Annotated in this window: 13 protein-coding genes and 1 pseudogene; 11 read left to right on the forward strand and 3 right to left on the reverse strand. The window is 54.2% G+C overall.

Annotated elements, in window-relative coordinates; genetic code table 11:
* Positions 1 to 26: 26 nt before the first annotated feature.
* Positions 27 to 1379 carry a molecular chaperone gene (gene yegD, locus NA330_RS14895; RefSeq protein ID WP_023206606.1) on the forward strand — a complete coding sequence of 451 codons (1353 nt, stop codon included), beginning with the start codon at positions 27 to 29 and terminating at the stop codon, positions 1377 to 1379.
* A 98-nt stretch (positions 1380 to 1477) separates the two neighbouring features.
* On the opposite strand, the gene NA330_RS14900 is transcribed toward yegD, so the two are convergent.
* On the reverse strand, positions 1478 to 1537 hold the full coding sequence (locus NA330_RS14900; RefSeq protein WP_105887528.1) for a type I toxin-antitoxin system Ibs family toxin: 60 nt from the start codon (positions 1535 to 1537) through the stop codon (positions 1478 to 1480).
* 282 nt (positions 1538 to 1819) lie between these two features.
* Between NA330_RS14900 and mdtA the strand changes: the two genes are divergently transcribed.
* The 10 genes from mdtA to NA330_RS14950 all read left to right on the forward strand — a co-directional run bounded on the left by mdtA (position 1820) and on the right by NA330_RS14950 (position 17828).
* Entirely contained in the window at positions 1820 to 3061 is a 1242-nt protein-coding gene (mdtA, locus tag NA330_RS14905) for a multidrug efflux RND transporter subunit MdtA (protein WP_023238546.1), read from the forward strand.
* Positions 3061 to 6183 carry a multidrug efflux RND transporter permease subunit MdtB gene (mdtB, locus tag NA330_RS14910; protein WP_023242111.1) on the forward strand — a complete coding sequence of 1041 codons (3123 nt, stop codon included), beginning with the start codon at positions 3061 to 3063 and terminating at the stop codon, positions 6181 to 6183. Before mdtA ends, mdtB begins: the two co-directional genes overlap by 1 nt.
* A complete protein-coding gene (mdtC, locus tag NA330_RS14915; protein WP_023242112.1) occupies positions 6184 to 9264 on the forward strand; it encodes a multidrug efflux RND transporter permease subunit MdtC in 3081 nt (1026 codons plus the stop codon). It abuts the gene before it with no gap.
* On the forward strand, positions 9261 to 10673 hold the full coding sequence (locus NA330_RS14920; protein WP_000137818.1) for an MFS transporter: 1413 nt from the start codon (positions 9261 to 9263) through the stop codon (positions 10671 to 10673). The genes mdtC and NA330_RS14920 overlap by 4 nt, the downstream gene beginning before the upstream one ends.
* Complete coding sequence (gene baeS, locus NA330_RS14925; protein ID WP_000870073.1) at positions 10673 to 12076, forward strand: two-component system sensor histidine kinase BaeS; 1404 nt, start codon at positions 10673 to 10675, stop codon at positions 12074 to 12076. The genes NA330_RS14920 and baeS overlap by 1 nt, the downstream gene beginning before the upstream one ends.
* The gene (baeR, locus tag NA330_RS14930) at positions 12073 to 12795 is read left to right on the forward strand and encodes a two-component system response regulator BaeR (RefSeq protein WP_000137854.1); all 723 of its coding nucleotides are present in this window, start codon (positions 12073 to 12075) and stop codon (positions 12793 to 12795) included. The genes baeS and baeR overlap by 4 nt, the downstream gene beginning before the upstream one ends.
* 268 nt (positions 12796 to 13063) lie before the next feature.
* Positions 13064 to 14266 carry a hypothetical protein gene (locus NA330_RS14935; RefSeq protein WP_023242113.1) on the forward strand — a complete coding sequence of 401 codons (1203 nt, stop codon included), beginning with the start codon at positions 13064 to 13066 and terminating at the stop codon, positions 14264 to 14266.
* Positions 14266 to 14982 (forward strand): DUF1266 domain-containing protein, encoded by a 717-nt coding sequence (locus NA330_RS14940; protein ID WP_023242114.1) that lies wholly within the window; start codon positions 14266 to 14268, stop codon positions 14980 to 14982. Before NA330_RS14935 ends, NA330_RS14940 begins: the two co-directional genes overlap by 1 nt.
* Before the next feature lie 10 nt (positions 14983 to 14992).
* Complete coding sequence (locus NA330_RS14945; protein ID WP_023242115.1) at positions 14993 to 17104, forward strand: DUF4034 domain-containing protein; 2112 nt, start codon at positions 14993 to 14995, stop codon at positions 17102 to 17104.
* Between the two features lie 4 nt (positions 17105 to 17108).
* Positions 17109 to 17828, forward strand: a complete 720-nt coding sequence (locus tag NA330_RS14950) for a hypothetical protein (RefSeq protein WP_023242116.1) — start codon at positions 17109 to 17111, stop codon at positions 17826 to 17828.
* 130 nt (positions 17829 to 17958) lie between these two features.
* Here the strand turns inward: NA330_RS14950 and NA330_RS14955 are convergent, their stop codons facing one another.
* Positions 17959 to 18696 (reverse strand): hypothetical protein, encoded by a 738-nt coding sequence (locus tag NA330_RS14955; protein WP_024149247.1) that lies wholly within the window; start codon positions 18694 to 18696, stop codon positions 17959 to 17961.
* Between the two features lie 114 nt (positions 18697 to 18810).
* Positions 18811 to 19011, reverse strand: a pseudogene (locus tag NA330_RS14960) (IS1-like element transposase); the annotation flags it as partial.
* Positions 19012 to 19103 lie beyond the last annotated feature (92 nt).

Raw genomic sequence — 19103 nt, forward strand, 5'->3', positions numbered from 1 at the left:
TTCTTCACTGGCATGGGGATTTTAAGGTGTTTATAGGATTTGATTACGGTACGGCAAACTGCTCGGTCGCCATTATGCGCGACGGGCATCCACAGTTGCTGACAATGGAGAATAACAGCGCATTACTGCCGTCTATGCTGTGCGCGCCGACGCGCGAAGCGGTGAGCGAGTGGCTGTATCGCCATCATGATGTGCCGGCAACGGACGAAGAAACCCAGGCGCTGCTACGCCGCGCGATACGCTACAACCGCGAGGAAGATATTGAGGTTGGCGCGCAAAGCGTACAGTTTGGTCTGGCGTCGCTGGCGCACTATATTGACGATCCCCAGGAGGTCTGGTTTGTCAAATCGCCAAAATCCTTTTTAGGCGCCAGCGGCCTGAAACCGCAGCAGGTCGCGCTGTTTGAAGATTTGGTCTGCGCCATGATGGTACATATTCGTCATACGGCGCACAGCCAATTGCCGGAGGCCATTACCCAGGCGGTGATCGGTCGCCCGATCAACTTTCAGGGACTGGGTGGCGATGACGCGAACCGCCAGGCGCAGGGTATTCTGGAGCGGGCGGCAAAACGCGCCGGTTTTCAGGAGGTGGTATTCCAGTATGAACCGGTTGCGGCGGGCCTGGACTACGAAGCTACGCTGCGGGAAGAGAAGCGTGTGCTGGTCGTGGATATTGGCGGCGGCACCACCGACTGTTCCATGCTGCTGATGGGGCCGCAGTGGCGTCAGCGCGCCGATCGTGAAAGCAGCCTGTTGGGGCACAGCGGTTGCCGCGTGGGCGGAAACGATCTGGATATCGCGCTGGCCTTTAAAAATCTGATGCCTTTGCTGGGCATGGGCGGCGAAACCGAAAAAGGTATCGCCCTGCCGGTGCTGCCATGGTGGAACGCCGTGGCGATTAACGACGTCCCGGCGCAAAGCGATTTTTACAGTAGCGCGAATGGTCGTCTGTTGAACGATTTGGTTCGCAACGCGCGTGAAGCAGACAAGGTCGCGTTGCTGCTCAAGGTCTGGCGTCAGCGGCTTAGTTACCGCCTGGTACGCTGCGCGGAAGAGAGCAAAATCGCCCTTTCCGGCCAGGCGGATGTTACGGCGAGGCTGCCATTTATCAGCGACGACCTGGCGGTCGCTATCAGCCAGCAAGGACTGGAAGCGGCGCTGGATCAACCGCTGGCGCGTATTCTGGAACAGGTGCAACTGGCGCTGGACAGCGCGCAGGAAAAACCGGATGTCATCTATCTGACCGGCGGCAGCGCCCGTTCGCCATTGATTAAAAAAGCGCTTTCCGAACAGCTACCGGGCATACCCGTCGCTGGCGGCGATGATTTCGGCTCCGTCACCGCAGGACTGGCGCGCTGGGCGGAGGTCGTTTTCCGCTAAGCGCCTCGCAAGCCCAGCGCTGATGGATTGACATTATTCTTGATGTGGCTTAACGTCAGGAGTGAGGGTAAGGGAGGATTCCTCCTCCCCCTGGTGTCTTAGTAAGCTGGTAGGCTAATCACTAAGAGTATCACCAGTATGATGACTACCTTCATCATAACCCTTTCCTTATTTTGGCCCCTTCCTCGGGAGGGGCTTTCCCGTTTCAGCGTCCTGCTGAAATCGGTGGCTTACCTTCATTGCCGTGCCGCCACTTTACCGCACTCCGGCGCGTTAACGATTTTCACCGATAAGAGTTGCGTAGCGCCTCGCAAAGCGGGCCGCCATTCAGAATAATCCCGGCCGTGTTCCATAATTCCTCCATTTTTCTCCCTTCCCTGCTGACTACAATAGAGGGAGCAACATTCCGCAAAACGTTTCAGGATGAGAAACTTATACCGATGAAAGGCAGTAATACTTTCCGCTGGGCAATAGCGATTGGGGTTGTAGTGGCCGCCGCCGCATTCTGGTTCTGGCATAGCCGTAGCGAAAGCCCGACCGCCGCGCCGGGCGTCGCCGCGCAAGCGCCGCATACCGCCGCCGCAGGTCGCCGCGGTATGCGCGACGGCCCTCTGGCGCCGGTACAGGCCGCGACCGCGACCACGCAGGCCGTACCGCGCTATCTGAGCGGGCTGGGTACCGTGACCGCAGCGAATACCGTTACGGTGCGTAGCCGCGTGGATGGTCAACTCATCGCCCTGCACTTTCAGGAAGGTCAGCAGGTCAACGCAGGCGATCTGCTGGCGCAAATCGATCCCAGCCAGTTTAAGGTCGCCCTGGCGCAGGCTCAGGGACAGTTGGCGAAAGATAACGCTACGCTGGCGAATGCGCGTCGTGATCTGGCGCGCTATCAGCAACTGGCAAAAACCAATCTGGTTTCCCGTCAGGAACTGGATGCGCAACAGGCGCTGGTCAACGAAACCCAGGGAACCATTAAAGCGGATGAAGCCAATGTCGCCAGCGCGCAGTTACAGCTCGACTGGAGTCGTATCACGGCCCCGGTCTCGGGACGCGTGGGTCTGAAACAGGTGGATGTCGGCAACCAGATTTCCAGCAGCGATACCGCCGGTATTGTCGTCATTACGCAAACGCACCCGATTGATCTCATTTTTACTCTGCCGGAAAGCGATATCGCGACCGTAGTTCAGGCACAGAAAGCGGGGAAAACGCTGGTCGTAGAAGCCTGGGATCGGACTAACTCGCACAAATTGAGCGAAGGTGTGTTGCTCAGTCTGGACAACCAGATTGATCCCACGACGGGAACGATCAAAATTAAAGCACGCTTTACCAATCAGGACGATACGCTGTTCCCCAATCAATTTGTGAACGCCCGGATGCTGGTCGATACCGAACAAAATGCCGTTGTGGTGCCTGCCGCGGCGGTGCAAATGGGCAATGAGGGCCACTTTGTGTGGGTGCTGAACGACGAAAATAACGTCAGCAAGAAGCGGGTAAAAATCGGTATTCAGGATAACCAAAACGTGGTGATCAGCGCAGGCTTGTCGGCAGGCGATCGCGTCGTTACCGATGGTATTGATCGGCTGACGGAAGGCGCAAAAGTCGAGGTTGTTGAGCCGCAAACCACCGTGGCGGATGAAAAATCCCCTTCCCGCCATGAAGGTCAAAAAGGAGCGCGCGCCTGATGCAGGTATTACCTCCGGGCAGCACGGGCGGCCCTTCGCGTCTGTTTATTCTGCGCCCCGTGGCCACCACTCTGCTGATGGCGGCGATTTTACTCGCCGGGATTATCGGCTATCGCTTCCTGCCCGTCGCCGCTTTGCCGGAGGTCGACTACCCCACTATTCAGGTTGTTACGCTCTACCCTGGCGCCAGCCCGGATGTCATGACCTCCGCCGTCACCGCGCCGCTTGAGCGCCAGTTCGGCCAGATGTCAGGACTGAAGCAGATGTCGTCGCAAAGTTCCGGCGGCGCATCGGTGGTGACGCTACAGTTTCAGTTGACGCTGCCGCTGGACGTTGCCGAGCAGGAAGTACAGGCGGCGATTAACGCAGCCACCAATTTATTGCCTTCCGACCTGCCGAATCCGCCGATTTATAGCAAAGTCAATCCGGCGGACCCGCCGATTATGACGCTTGCCGTCACCTCAAACGCGATGCCGATGACCCAGGTAGAGGACATGGTAGAAACCCGCGTGGCGCAGAAGATCTCGCAGGTCTCCGGCGTCGGACTGGTGACGCTTGCCGGCGGGCAGCGCCCTGCGGTGCGTGTAAAACTGAATGCTCAGGCTGTCGCCGCGCTCGGTCTGACCAGCGAAACGGTCCGTACCGCAATTACCGGCGCCAACGTCAACTCGGCGAAAGGCAGTCTGGATGGCCCCGAACGGGCGGTGACGCTTTCTGCTAACGATCAGATGCAGTCTGCCGACGAATACCGCAGGCTTATCATCGCGTATCAAAACGGCGCGCCGGTACGGCTGGGCGATGTCGCCACCGTCGAACAGGGGGCGGAAAATAGCTGGCTCGGCGCATGGGCGAATCAAGCGCCGGCTATCGTGATGAATGTTCAACGCCAGCCTGGCGCCAATATCATTGCGACAGCGGACAGCATTCGCCAGATGCTGCCCCAACTTACCGAAAGCCTGCCGAAATCGGTGAAGGTCACGGTCCTGTCCGATCGCACCACCAATATTCGCGCTTCCGTGCGCGATACCCAGTTTGAACTGATGCTGGCGATCGCGCTGGTCGTCATGATTATCTATCTGTTTTTACGTAATATTCCTGCCACAATTATTCCCGGCGTCGCCGTACCGCTGTCGCTTATCGGCACCTTTGCGGTGATGGTATTTTTGGATTTTTCCATTAATAACCTGACGCTGATGGCGCTCACTATCGCCACGGGTTTCGTGGTGGACGATGCGATTGTGGTGATTGAGAACATCTCGCGCTACATCGAAAAAGGAGAAAAACCGCTGGCGGCGGCGCTCAAAGGCGCGGGCGAAATCGGCTTTACCATTATTTCCCTCACCTTTTCACTGATTGCGGTGCTGATCCCGTTGCTCTTTATGGGCGATATTGTTGGTCGACTGTTCCGCGAATTTGCGGTGACGTTGGCGGTAGCGATTTTAATCTCCGCCGTCGTCTCTTTGACGCTCACGCCCATGATGTGCGCGCGTATGCTCAGCCAGCAGTCTCTGCGTAAACAAAACCGCTTTTCCCGCGCCTGCGAGCGGATGTTTGACCGCGTGATCGCCAGCTACGGACGCGGATTAGCGAAAGTGCTCAACCATCCGTGGCTTACATTGAGCGTGGCATTCGCCACGCTCCTGCTCAGCGTTATGCTGTGGATAGTCATCCCGAAAGGATTCTTTCCGGTACAGGATAACGGCATTATCCAGGGGACGCTGCAGGCGCCGCAATCGTCATCGTATGCCAGTATGGCGCAACGTCAGCGCCAGGTGGCGGAGCGGATATTACAGGACCCGGCGGTGCAAAGCCTGACGACTTTTGTTGGCGTAGACGGCGCTAACCCCACGCTGAATAGCGCGCGCCTGCAAATTAACCTCAAGCCGCTGGATGCGCGTGATGACCGCGTGCAGCAGGTGATCTCCCGGCTGCAAACCGCCGTGGCGACGATTCCCGGCGTGGCGCTGTATCTCCAGCCGACGCAGGATTTAACCATCGACACGCAGGTCAGCCGCACGCAGTATCAGTTTACCCTGCAGGCCACGACGCTCGATGCGCTCAGCCACTGGGTGCCAAAACTGCAGAACGCGCTACAGTCGTTACCACAGCTTTCCGAGGTAAGCAGCGACTGGCAAGATCGAGGATTAGCGGCCTGGGTGAATGTCGACCGCGACAGCGCCAGCCGTCTGGGTATCAGCATGGCGGATGTGGATAACGCGCTCTACAACGCGTTCGGACAACGCCTGATTTCAACGATTTATACCCAGGCGAACCAGTACCGCGTCGTGCTGGAACATAATACCGCCAGCACGCCGGGCCTGGCGGCGCTGGAGACGATTCGCCTGACGAGCCGCGACGGCGGCACCGTACCGCTCAGCGCGATTGCCCGCATTGAGCAGCGCTTCGCTCCGCTCTCCATCAATCATTTAGATCAGTTCCCGGTTACGACATTTTCGTTTAACGTGCCGGAGGGCTATTCGCTCGGCGATGCGGTGCAGGCGATTCTCGATACGGAAAAAACGCTCGCCCTGCCAGCGGATATTACAACGCAGTTTCAGGGCAGTACGCTCGCCTTCCAGGCGGCGCTGGGCAGCACCGTCTGGCTTATTGTCGCCGCCGTGGTGGCGATGTATATCGTGCTCGGCGTGCTGTATGAGAGTTTTATCCATCCGATCACGATTCTCTCAACGCTGCCTACGGCGGGCGTCGGCGCGCTGCTGGCGCTGATCATCGCTGGTAGCGAGCTCGATATTATCGCCATTATCGGCATTATTTTGCTGATCGGCATCGTGAAGAAAAACGCCATCATGATGATTGACTTCGCCCTCGCCGCCGAACGCGAACAGGGGATGAGCCCGCGCGACGCTATCTTCCAGGCCTGTCTGCTGCGTTTTCGACCGATTCTGATGACCACGCTGGCGGCGTTGCTCGGGGCATTGCCATTAATGTTGAGTACCGGCGTTGGCGCGGAATTACGTCGCCCGTTGGGGATCGCGATGGTGGGCGGCCTACTGGTCAGCCAGGTATTAACTCTGTTTACCACACCGGTGATTTATCTCCTGTTTGACCGCCTGTCGCTGTACGTGAAAAGTCGCTTTCCGCACCATAAAGAGGAGGCGTAGATGCGCTTTTTCGCCCTTTTCATCTACCGCCCGGTCGCCACCATTTTGATTGCCGCCGCCATTACGCTGTGCGGCATTCTGGGCTTTCGTCTGCTGCCGGTCGCTCCGCTGCCGCAGGTCGATTTCCCGGTGATTATGGTTAGCGCCTCGCTGCCGGGCGCCTCGCCGGAAACCATGGCTTCGTCAGTGGCGACGCCGTTGGAACGCTCTTTGGGACGCATTGCAGGCGTCAATGAAATGACTTCCAGCAGCTCGCTCGGCAGTACGCGCATTATTCTCGAATTTAATTTCGATCGTGATATTAACGGCGCGGCGCGCGACGTGCAGGCCGCCATTAACGCCGCGCAAAGCTTGTTGCCAGGCGGAATGCCCAGCCGCCCGACTTATCGCAAGGCCAACCCGTCCGACGCGCCGATTATGATTTTAACGCTCACCTCGGAGAGCTGGTCACAGGGCAAACTGTATGATTTCGCCTCTACCCAACTGGCGCAAACCATCGCGCAAATTGACGGCGTCGGCGATGTTGACGTCGGCGGCAGCTCCCTGCCCGCAGTACGTGTAGGCTTAAACCCGCAGGCGCTCTTTAACCAGGGCGTCTCGCTGGATGAGGTCCGCGAAGCGATCGACAGCGCCAACGTACGCCGACCGCAAGGCGCAATTGAAGATAGCGTGCACCGCTGGCAAATCCAGACCAACGACGAACTGAAAACCGCCGCCGAATACCAGCCGCTGATTATTCACTATAACAACGGCGCGGCGGTACGCCTGGGCGACGTCGCCAGCGTCACCGACTCGGTGCAGGATGTCCGTAACGCCGGGATGACGAACGCTAAACCCGCTATTTTATTGATGATCCGCAAGCTGCCGGAGGCCAATATTATTCAGACGGTCGACGGCATCCGGGCAAAACTGCCGGAACTGCGGGCAATGATCCCCGCCGCTATCGATTTACAAATCGCCCAGGATCGTTCGCCGACGATTCGCGCGTCGCTGCAAGAGGTAGAAGAGACGCTGGCTATCTCTGTCGCGCTGGTGATCCTGGTGGTGTTTTTATTCCTGCGTTCCGGGCGCGCCACGCTAATCCCCGCCGTCGCCGTTCCCGTTTCGCTCATCGGCACCTTCGCCGCCATGTATCTGTGCGGCTTCAGCCTCAACAATCTGTCGCTGATGGCGCTGACTATCGCGACCGGATTTGTCGTTGATGATGCCATTGTGGTACTGGAAAATATCGCCCGCCATCTGGAGGCGGGAATGAAACCTTTGCAGGCGGCATTACAGGGTACGCGGGAAGTCGGGTTTACGGTCATCTCCATGAGTCTGTCGCTGGTGGCGGTATTTCTGCCGCTGCTGTTAATGGGCGGTCTGCCAGGGCGATTATTACGGGAATTCGCCGTTACCCTCTCGGTGGCGATTGGCATTTCGCTGGTGGTCTCGCTCACGCTGACGCCGATGATGTGCGGCTGGATGCTTAAATCAAGCAAACCGCGCACCCAACCGCGTAAACGGGGCGTTGGCCGTCTGCTGGTAGCTTTGCAACAGGGTTACGGCACGTCGTTAAAATGGGTGCTTAACCATACGCGTCTTGTCGGTGTGGTTTTTCTTGGCACCGTTGCGCTGAACATCTGGCTTTATATCGCCATCCCTAAAACATTCTTTCCGGAGCAGGATACCGGCGTGTTGATGGGCGGTATTCAGGCTGACCAGAGCATCTCTTTCCAGGCCATGCGCGGCAAGCTACAGGATTTTATGAAAATTATTCGCGACGATCCGGCGGTGAATAATGTCACTGGTTTTACCGGCGGCTCGCGGGTGAATAGCGGCATGATGTTTATTACGCTGAAGCCGCGCGGCGAACGCAAAGAGACGGCGCAGCAAATCATTGATCGACTGCGGGTCAAACTGGCAAAAGAACCCGGCGCCAGGCTGTTTCTGATGGCGGTACAGGATATTCGCGTCGGCGGGCGGCAGGCTAACGCCAGTTATCAATACACATTGCTGTCTGACTCTCTGGCGGCGCTGCGCGAATGGGAGCCGAAAATACGCAAAGCGCTCTCGGCCCTGCCGCAACTGGCGGACGTAAACTCCGATCAGCAGGATAACGGCGCGGAGATGAACCTTATCTACGACCGCGACACCATGTCACGGCTGGGTATTGATGTTCAGGCCGCAAACAGTCTGTTAAATAATGCTTTCGGCCAGCGGCAAATTTCCACCATTTATCAGCCGATGAACCAGTATAAAGTGGTGATGGAAGTCGATCCGCGCTATAGCCAGGATATCAGCGCGCTGGAGAAAATGTTTGTTATCAACAGCGACGGAAAAGCGATTCCCCTCTCTTATTTCGCCCAATGGCGGCCCGCCAATGCGCCGCTGTCGGTGAACCATCAGGGACTTTCCGCGGCGTCCACGATTGCCTTTAACCTGCCGACCGGCACATCGTTATCGCAGGCGACAGAGGCCATTAATCGCACCATGACGCAGCTTGGCGTCCCCTCGACGGTACGCGGCAGTTTTTCCGGAACGGCGCAAGTCTTCCAGCAGACCATGAATTCACAGCTTATTTTGATAGTGGCGGCGATCGCTACCGTCTACATTGTGCTGGGGATACTGTACGAAAGCTACGTCCATCCACTGACCATTCTCTCTACTCTACCATCGGCGGGCGTTGGGGCGCTTCTGGCGCTGGAACTCTTCAATGCCCCTTTCAGCCTAATCGCCCTGATAGGGATCATGCTATTAATTGGCATTGTGAAGAAAAACGCCATTATGATGGTCGATTTTGCGCTTGAAGCGCAACGAAGCGGCGGCCTGACGCCGGAACAAGCCATTTTCCAGGCCTGCTTGTTACGCTTCCGTCCAATAATGATGACCACGCTGGCGGCGCTGTTCGGCGCACTGCCATTGGTGTTATCTGGCGGAGACGGTTCGGAATTACGGCAGCCGTTGGGGATAACCATTGTCGGCGGTTTGGTCATGAGCCAGCTCCTGACGCTCTATACCACGCCGGTGGTGTACCTCTTTTTCGACCGTCTGCGGCTGCGTTTTTCGCGTAAAAATAGCAAACCGGTAGTAGAGATATGACAGAACTTCCTGACAACACCCGCTGGCAACTCTGGATTGTGGCATTCGGCTTTTTTATGCAGTCGCTGGATACCACCATCGTCAACACTGCGCTGCCCTCCATGGCGAAAAGCCTGGGGGAAAGCCCGCTGCATATGCACATGGTAGTGGTGTCATATGTTCTTACCGTCGCCGTGATGCTCCCCGCCAGCGGCTGGCTGGCAGACAAAATCGGCGTGCGTAATATTTTCTTTGCCGCCATCGTGCTGTTCACGCTGGGTTCGCTGTTTTGCGCCCTCTCCGGCACGCTTAATCAACTGGTATTAGCGCGGGTTTTACAAGGCGTAGGCGGCGCGATGATGGTGCCGGTCGGACGCCTGACGGTCATGAAAATCGTGCCGCGCGCGCAATATATGGCGGCGATGACCTTCGTCACCCTGCCGGGTCAGATCGGGCCGTTACTCGGCCCCGCGCTGGGCGGGGTGCTGGTGGAATATGCTTCATGGCACTGGATCTTTCTGATCAATATCCCGGTGGGAATCGTCGGCGCTATGGCAACCTTTATGCTGATGCCAAACTACACCATAGAGACCCGGCGTTTTGATCTGCCGGGGTTCCTGCTGTTAGCTATCGGCATGGCGGTACTCACCCTGGCGCTGGACGGTAGTAAAAGCATGGGGATCTCGCCCTGGACATTAGCCGGACTTGCTGCGGGCGGCGCGGCAGCCATTCTGCTCTATCTCTTCCATGCTAAAAAAAACTCAGGCGCGTTATTCAGCCTGCGATTGTTCCGCACGCCCACGTTTTCACTGGGGTTGCTGGGCAGTTTTGCCGGGCGTATCGGCAGCGGTATGCTGCCGTTTATGACGCCGGTCTTTTTGCAAATTGGTCTTGGTTTTTCACCGTTTCATGCCGGTTTGATGATGATCCCCATGGTGCTGGGCAGCATGGGAATGAAGCGGATTGTGGTGCAGATAGTTAACCGTTTTGGCTATCGTCGGGTTCTGGTAGCGACCACGCTCGGACTGGCATTGGTTAGCCTGTTGTTTATGTCGGTCGCGCTGCTCGGCTGGTATTATCTCCTGCCGCTGGTACTGCTTTTGCAGGGAATGGTGAACTCGGCGCGCTTTTCTTCCATGAACACCTTAACGCTAAAAGACCTTCCCGATACGCTGGCCAGCAGCGGCAATAGCTTATTATCGATGATTATGCAGCTCTCGATGAGTATCGGCGTCACTATTGCCGGAATGCTGCTGGGTATGTTTGGCCAACAGCATATCGGGATAGACAGTAGCGCCACACATCACGTCTTTATGTACACCTGGTTATGTATGGCGGTTATTATCGCGCTACCGGCGATAATTTTTGCCCGCGTGCCGAACGATACACAGCAAAACATGGTCATTTCACGGCGTAAAAGGAGCCTGTAATGAAAGTCTGGCGGCCCGGAATCACCGGCAAGCTGTTTCTGGCGATTTTCGCCACCTGCATCGTGCTGCTGATCAGTATGCATTGGGCCGTGCGCGTCAGTTTTGAACGCGGATTTATTGACTATATCAAACACGGCAACGAGCAGCGGCTACAAATGCTGGGCGATGCGCTGGGCGACCAGTACCAGCAACACGGCAACTGGCGTTTTTTACGCAACAACGATCGCTTCGTTTTCCAGATCCTGCGTTCATTTGAGCATGACAACGACCGCGATAAACCCGGCCCCGGTATGCCGCCGCACGGTTGGCGCACCCAATTCTGGGTCGTCGATCAAAATGGCCGGGTGCTGGTCGGCCCACGCGGTCCGGTGCCGCATGACGGTACTCGCCGCCCCATTCTGGTCAATGGCGCCGAAGTCGGCGCGATTATCGCCTCTCCTGTCGAGCGGCTGACGCGCAATACGGATATTAATTTTGATATGCAGCAGCGGCGCGCCAGTTGGATGATCGTGGCGTTATCAACGTTGCTGGCCGCGCTGGCGACATTTTTGCTGGCGCGTGGCCTGCTCGCCCCGGTCAAACGGTTGGTCGAGGGTACGCACAGACTGGCGGCGGGGGATTTTACCACGCGCGTGACTCCAACCAGCGCCGATGAGCTGGGAAAACTGGCGCAGGACTTTAACCAGCTTGCCAGCACGCTGGAAAAAAACCAGCAGATGCGCCGCGACTTTATGGCGGATATTTCCCACGAACTGCGCACGCCGCTGGCGGTATTGCGCGGCGAACTTGAAGCCATTCAGGATGGCGTTCGCCAGTTCACGCCAGAATCGGTTACCTCGCTACAGGCGGAAGTCGGTACGCTTACCAAACTGGTTGACGACCTGCATCAGCTGTCGTTGTCTGACGAGGGCGCGCTGGCTTACCAAAAAACGACCGTCGATCTTGTTCCCCTGTTGGAAGTCGCTGGCGGCGCGTTCAGAGAACGCTTTACCAGCCGGGGGCTAACGTTACATTACGCGTTGCCGGATAGCATGACCGTCTTCGGCGACCCGGATCGCCTGATGCAACTGTTTAATAATCTACTGGAAAACAGTCTGCGCTACACCGACAGCGGCGGCGGCCTGCATATTTCCGCCGAACAACGCGACAAATCATTATTCCTGACCTTTGCCGATTCTGCACCGGGCGTCAGCGATGAACAGTTACAAAAGCTTTTTGACCGTTTTTACCGCACGGAAGTGTCCCGTAACCGCGCCAGCGGCGGTTCTGGACTGGGGCTGGCAATATGCGTCAATATTGTACACGCGCATAACGGTCATCTTCACGCCGCTCATTCGCCTTTTGGCGGGGTTAGCATTACAGTAGAGTTACCGCTGGATCGCGATTTACAGAGAGAAGTATGACTGAATTACCCATTGATGAAAACACGCCGCGCATTTTGATTGTTGAAGATGAACCCAAGCTGGGACAGCTGCTTATTGACTACTTACGCGCGGCGAGTTACGCCCCCACGCTCATCAATCATGGCGACAAGGTACTGCCGTATGTGCGTCAAACGCCGCCGGATCTGATCCTGCTGGATCTGATGCTGCCGGGTACCGATGGTCTGACGCTATGCCGGGAGATTCGCCGTTTTTCCGACATCCCCATTGTGATGGTCACGGCCAAAATCGAAGAGATCGACCGGCTGCTTGGACTGGAAATCGGCGCCGATGATTATATCTGTAAGCCTTACAGCCCGCGCGAAGTCGTGGCCCGCGTGAAAACCATTTTGCGCCGCTGTAAACCGCAGCGCGAACTCCAGCAGCAGGATGCCGAAAGCCCGTTAATGATTGATGAAAGCCGCTTTCAGGCCTCCTGGTGTGGTAAAGCGCTGGATTTAACCCCCGCTGAATTCCGCCTGCTAAAAACCTTATCGCTTGAACCGGGTAAAGTTTTTTCCCGCGAGCAGTTGTTAAACCACCTCTACGACGACTACCGTGTGGTGACCGATCGTACTATCGACAGCCACATTAAAAACCTGCGCCGTAAACTGGAATCGCTGGATGCCGAACAGTCATTTATACGCGCGGTCTACGGGGTGGGATATCGCTGGGAAGCGGATGCGTGTCGCCTGGTATAATGATTATTGGCATAACAATAACAAGGTCGTAAGACGATATTTTCCGCCAACGCTATTCTGGCGGAATTAACACACTGCCCTCTTTCATTTGGCCGAGCGGTATCCCGAAAACCACGACGAACGCGATCGGGGACAATAAATTATTTGGCCGCTCTTTTTAGTTTACCGATATACTGTGAGTAGTTTTTTAAACTTATTGCGCATTAATTCATTAAGTGAATCTAAAAATACATAAACATAATACCAGCTTAATTATACATGGATTTTTATGACAGAAACGTCATCTCACCGCTATAAACCACGCAATATAATAAATGCGCCAAATGTAAAATCGTCTATTTTTTCCCGGAGCCAACAACGCGGCGACAGCGAAAATATCCAGCGCTGGTTAAGCAACCATTTTTATCGTTGGATCATCGGTGACTTTCCTCATGTTTATCCTGTGCGTTCCGTCGCCGATTATGCCGTTTATTTTAGCGCTGATGCAGAAATCCCCGCCTGGCTGGCGCCAAAACTGGGTGGCGATGAGCGCTTTTACTACCTTAACGTTCAGCACCCGCAACTTATGGCAATGGAAAGAGATTTAGTGGAATTTCTTTCGCGTCAGGAAGGAAAGCGGCTGGAAACTAAACTGCAGCGCATCAACTGCTTTACCGTGCTGGCAATGCGCGAAGCGGAGCATCAAAAAATGCAGCGCCTGCGTGAACAAGGTTGGTATCCCTCCAACAGCGAGGCGCTAAAACCGGTGATGACGGTGAATAACGGTGTACTGGTTGAGCTTGATGCAACAAACCCCGGCCTGCGCAGTGAGATGGCGTATGAATCCTGGCATATGCAACACTGCGTCGGAGATTTTGATAATAAAGGCGCGCTTTCCGGCGGCTACGGCGATTACTACGCCCGGCAAATTGAACAACAAAAACTTCGCCTGTTCAGCCTGCGCGACGGCAATAATATTCCCCACGTCACAATAAGCCTGGTGGTTGGTAATAACGGCCTGAGCATTGATCAGATTAAAGGTAAGCAAAATCGCCACCCTATTAAGAAATATGCTAACGATGTTTTATCTCTGTTACGCCATCTGCAACCACTTCCTGAACGCCACGCTGATTGCGAAGGGATGGGAATAGTTTATGAATCGACGCCGGAATATTCAGGTTGGAAATTTATTACTCATATTCATGACCTCAATTTTCTGCTCAATGTGCTGCATGACAATTTTCATTTAATGGAACACTTCCCCACTCCCCCGGTAGCTTTACAGTGGCTGCTGCTGCACAGCGCCCCGGAGGCACTGCGCTACCTTCAGGTTGTTGATCCTAACGTGGCGACGGCTGCGGAAATGCTGTTTCCGCAGCATGAATGGCATCCTACGCTTGCCGGGAAAAACACCAGTAGCGAACCTTTCGAAATTGAAAGCCTGACGCTACAAACCACGCGCTATCTTTCTGCAACCAGGGAGGAGCGCTAATGTTCTGGATTGTTCTTATTATTGCCGCCCTATTTTTTAGCTGGCGCAACTACAAAAAAAACAAACCGCTGATTGCGGCCCGTATCGCCGAGGAGAAAGAAAAAGATCGTCTGAAGGATCTGCGTCGCGATACCCGGCGGCGGCAATGGGCGCTGGCGCTAGCCGATATCCTCGCCCGGCGCAACGGGCTACCGACCAAAGGCGTTGAACTGGTCTTCAAACTTGACGATGACAAACGCCGCTATCTGGCGCAGCAGGTAAAAAAAGAGCTGGGCTTGAGCGAAAACCTCGACGGCGCGGCGTTACGCCACAAGGTTGAGGATATCTTACGCCGCTGGCCTGCGGGCATCGGCAGCTCGCCGCGCACGTTTTATCATCATCTGGCGGCCCAGGGCCAGGTCCGCGACGCGCTGGCCTTCGACTGTATGCGCACCGCCTTTCTGACCCGCTGTATCGCCGGGCTCGACTGGTGCGACGTACATCAGGCCTGGCTGGTGTTATTACTTAACGCCCAGCGCGCTCAGGACTGTTTTGATTCCTGGGAGGATTACGCCACCGCCTACGTTCGCGCCCGCCGGGTATGGCTCACGCTACGTGACACGCCAACAGCGCTTGCCGGACGGGATTTACAGGAAGCCACCCATTATTTGCAAGACCCGGTCAGCCGCTGGCGACAACTGCCGTGGAATGAATTCAAAATTTTCGAGCCGATTTAAAGGACGCTTTATGGAACAGGATGATCGTCTGCTCAACGCTATGTTTGAGATGTGCAACCACAAAAATCCCCTCAATGACGGGCAACGAGAGTGGCATATTGCCGATATTCCCGGCCTGCTGCGCGAAGAACGCTATGACGAACTGGACGAACGCTACAACCAGGCGCTGACGGAGAGCTTTACCAGCCGCGAAGCGGAAAAGCGCTATTTCTTCGCCTGGAATCAAATGGACAACCCTTTTTACGATATGGACACGCTGGTTGAGGCTGGGCCGCAAGGATTAGCGCTGATCAAAAAGTGGCAGCGCGCTCGTCCCCGCTCCACTCACGCCTGGCTTGCCGAGGCGCAATACTGGAATCACCGTGCGTGGCTTTACCGCAGCTATGGCTGGGCGAGAGAAACCACCCGAGCGATGTGGATCTGCGCCGCCGCCTGCAACGAACGGATGGTCATCGCCGCGCTCAATGCTATCGACTGTGAACCGCGCCAGTGGATGGCGGCGGCCCTGACCAGCACCAACTCAAAAGTCTTCGGCCAGCCCGACTGGCTGGTTGAGTTCCTCGTGGGCGCGGATGTTGCCGGGCAGCCATTAATGGAGGATCTGGCTGAATATCATCGCCATTCACCGCAGGAGGTGGACGCGCTGATGGCCCATTCCGGGCTGTCGTTTGCCGACGCGGTTTGCCCAAATTTGCCGCGCCCGTCCGTATTGCCGGAGTGCGATGACGATGCCGGGCAAAAATACTGGCTCGCCGTCTGCCTGGCTATTTTCCCGACGGCATTTTACGTGCTGGATGAATATATCCCGTTTCGTATGCCACGCTGGAGAGGGTCTCACGAGGAAATCCGCGAATTTCTGGAATCAAGCGTATGCGATCACCTTTCTGCCGCAGAACGTGAACATCTGGAGCTATTAATCTGGTGGGACGATCACCGCGATCTGCGCATCAAAGAGGTTGACTCCCCGGCAGAACAGGAACGTATTATCGCCAAAGCCGAAGAGATTAGCCTACGAGCGCATATCCAGGAATCTCGCCACAACGCGCTGGAGTGGCTGCGGGTCTGCTATAGCGATCTGGACGATAATGACGCGCTCTGGCGAACCCTTCAGCGTTCGATCGTGGAAAAAGTTAAGCTCAACAATTACTTCTCTGATGACACGATAAAGTTCGCCCTGCGCGATTTTCCTGACACCTGGTGGATGTATAACTTTCTCTGTCAGAATGCGCAGCAAACGGAATTCGCAGTGCCGAAAATCCGTCGTGGCTACTTTCAGTACGCCGGGTTATTGGGTTTCGAAAAGGATGAGGCGCAAGGCCTCGCCTGGCTCGATAGCGTCGCCGACATTCAATATAACCATAGCTGGCGGGCGGCGATTAAAAATTTCAACTGGTTCGGGCTCCCGGAACATTTCGTGCCGCTGGCAGAGCTGGGCGCACAAAGAAATATACCCGCCGCGCTAAACCTGCTGGGCCTTGAACACAATAATAAAGAGAACAACGGCCTACTACCTTACGATCCTGCCATCGCGTTAGGGTATTTTCAGCGCGCGGCGGAGATTTTGCACCGGCAGTTAGCGCTGCGCGAGAGCACCCCGTACAAATTAATAGATAACGGAGGCTATACCGACTATGAAAATGACCTGCAAAATATTCATTTCAGCATCGGCGTCTGCAACCAGCGTCTGAGTAAACAAGAACCTGATACCGAAAAACGTTCCGCTTATGAAAAAGAACTGCTCGATAATCTCTGGCTGGCGCATCAGTTCGGGCATAAAGAGGCCTGGGGCTTGTTCCTGCTGAATATTTTTGAAGTGAAGGATATTACGCTGGCGCATAAGCATCTGGAACTGGTGCAACAAGAGGCCAACAAAGGCACGCTACATGCTATGGTGACCCTATCGCGCCTGCACGGTAATAAACACGATCGAACGCTGTTTAATATGAAGCTAAGCGCACGCTGGGCGCATTTTGCCTTCACACTTTACCCGGATAATGAAATCGTTATGGACTGCCTGGTCCACCTGCATTTCGATTCTTTCTGGAAACGCTTTCGTTTCGCCTGGTATACCGTCCGCATCCCGAATTCAGAGCTGCCGGGACAGGTCAACTCAATGGTGTAATGGAGTGATAATACAAAGAAAATCTCTATTTCTTTGCGCCCTGCTTCTACTCTGCGCCACCGCCAGGGCTGAAATTACGGAGCAGCAGATCGAGGCCGACTGCGCAAAAATTCCAGTTTTGGCCAGCCAGGGCGAACAGCTTTACAAGACCCAAAAATATGCCAAAGCGCGCGACGCTTTTGAACAGCAGGCCGCATGGAGCGAAAGCTGCGCCCTTGACGACAACGCCATCGCGACGGCCTACAACAACGTGGCGCTAACCTGGATACACGAAGGCGAGTGGCGTAAAGCCCGCGCCTGGCTAATGCTAAGGCCGAATGATAGCAAGTCGATCTACAACCTGAAACTTATCAAAGATAAGCTATCGGCCCTACCGCCACCGGTTTTTGCGGCGGGTGAATACTGGCGCTATGCCGGACGCGCCTCCTGGAACGTGCTTAACGTGAAGGCATTACCCACCCCATCACGCTATCAGGTTAATTTTCAGGGTTACTGGTTCGGTTTAATGGGGATCTACTTCGGCCCCAATATCGGCGAGTTCTCCGCAACGGTAACGCTGGAAAACGATAAAGCCATCGTGGCGCTTCGGGAAGGCGATGATATTCACTGTGACATTTCACTGGCTTTTTCTTCTGAAACCATTGATGCCAGCACCGATACGTTTGTGGACTGCGGTTTTGGCGCAAATGTCCGCGCCGACGGGCACTATTTGCGCGTTGAATAAATCTGGCGCGGAAACTGAAATTTCATGATTAACCTGAGTTCAGTTGAAATTAACAATCTATTTATAATTCTCATAACGTTCCTCATTCTTTCCTGCTATCCATATTAACTTAACACCTCCATTACAATTATTAATGTCGTAAGCATGATATATTTAACGCTCGCTTCTTTTTTTTACCCTGTGATACTTCATTTCTGGATATCAATTTGAACCGACCATTTTCCATTTGATATTGTTCCTTTATATAAATCTGAGGCGCCTGATCTTTAAACTTTATAGTTACAAGCTGACCATCTTTGCTGTCTTCATACCACCTATATATAACATAACTATCAATGCTTATTGTGTAATCCTGGCGGATGACAAAATCAGAAAAACGCACGATATCTTCATAAGCAAAAAAGCTACTAAGCAATAAAGCATCCACCAGGTTTCCTTTTGCATCATAACTATTTATTTGTACATTAAGCAATAACGTATCAGACTCTCCAATTTTATTATAAATTATCAACTTGTAAGTATTACCATCATGTTCAAAGTACCCTAATTCATAATAACGAACACCATCACCAATATACGGAGAAAGAAAATTCTCACCTTTTACCGGCACCTTAATTTCCTGTTGATTAAATAAGTTAGTTTTCTCTTTATATTCACCTGGTGATTTTAACTCCATTACATTATCATCGGAATTAATATCCTTATAATAACAAGCCAATTGCGCAAACTGCGTGGAATCAACAGGAAGAACCAATTCTTTACTCTTTTGATTATTACAACCAACACTTGTTAAAATAATGCCAAACAATATGGCCGAACGCAGTAAACATAAAGAAAAAGTTAATCTATAACTATTCATAGTCGGCATTAACATTGGATTATATGTTGAAAACTATATAATAAAATATTGTCATCATACATTGTTGTATTTTTCAATTAAAGACTCATGATATGATTGCTAAATAAGCGTCAATTATTAAGATGTGCAGATGACGGTGTTGATACCAATTTTTAGTGTTTTTGCTGTATCGCGCACGTCAGCACCATTAAAGGCCATATCAACAATGTGTTCTTTGACGCCGGGCTTACGGGCTTCACAGGTATAAGACAACTGGAAAACGCGTCTACATGACCGGCAACGAAAGCGCTCGTGCCGGGAAGAACTATGACCATGACGATAAATTTCATCTGAATGGCAACAGTAACCATAGAAAACCTAAAATAACAGTACATACTATAAATTCTATCGATTGAAGGCATTACCCCTGTATCCCC

Origin of the sequence: Salmonella sp. NW722 (assembly GCF_051702785.1) — a bacterium.
Classification (GTDB): Bacteria; Pseudomonadota; Gammaproteobacteria; order Enterobacterales; family Enterobacteriaceae; genus Salmonella; species Salmonella enterica.

Bases quoted from the DNA above. Each gene is read 5' to 3' on its own strand.
- mdtC (WP_023242112.1), top strand. From the start codon at position 6,184: ATGCGCTTTTTCGCCCTTTTCATCTACCGCCCGGTCGCCACCATTTTG.
- NA330_RS14920 (WP_000137818.1), top strand. From the start codon at position 9,261: ATGACAGAACTTCCTGACAACACCCGCTGGCAACTCTGGATTGTGGCA.
- NA330_RS14940 (WP_023242114.1), top strand. From the start codon at position 14,266: ATGTTCTGGATTGTTCTTATTATTGCCGCCCTATTTTTTAGCTGGCGC.
- NA330_RS14955 (WP_024149247.1), bottom strand. From the start codon at position 18,696: ATGCCGACTATGAATAGTTATAGATTAACTTTTTCTTTATGTTTACTG.
- mdtA (WP_023238546.1), top strand. From the start codon at position 1,820: ATGAAAGGCAGTAATACTTTCCGCTGGGCAATAGCGATTGGGGTTGTA.
- NA330_RS14945 (WP_023242115.1), top strand. From the start codon at position 14,993: ATGGAACAGGATGATCGTCTGCTCAACGCTATGTTTGAGATGTGCAAC.
- NA330_RS14935 (WP_023242113.1), top strand. From the start codon at position 13,064: ATGACAGAAACGTCATCTCACCGCTATAAACCACGCAATATAATAAAT.
- baeS (WP_000870073.1), top strand. From the start codon at position 10,673: ATGAAAGTCTGGCGGCCCGGAATCACCGGCAAGCTGTTTCTGGCGATT.
- mdtB (WP_023242111.1), top strand. From the start codon at position 3,061: ATGCAGGTATTACCTCCGGGCAGCACGGGCGGCCCTTCGCGTCTGTTT.
- baeR (WP_000137854.1), top strand. From the start codon at position 12,073: ATGACTGAATTACCCATTGATGAAAACACGCCGCGCATTTTGATTGTT.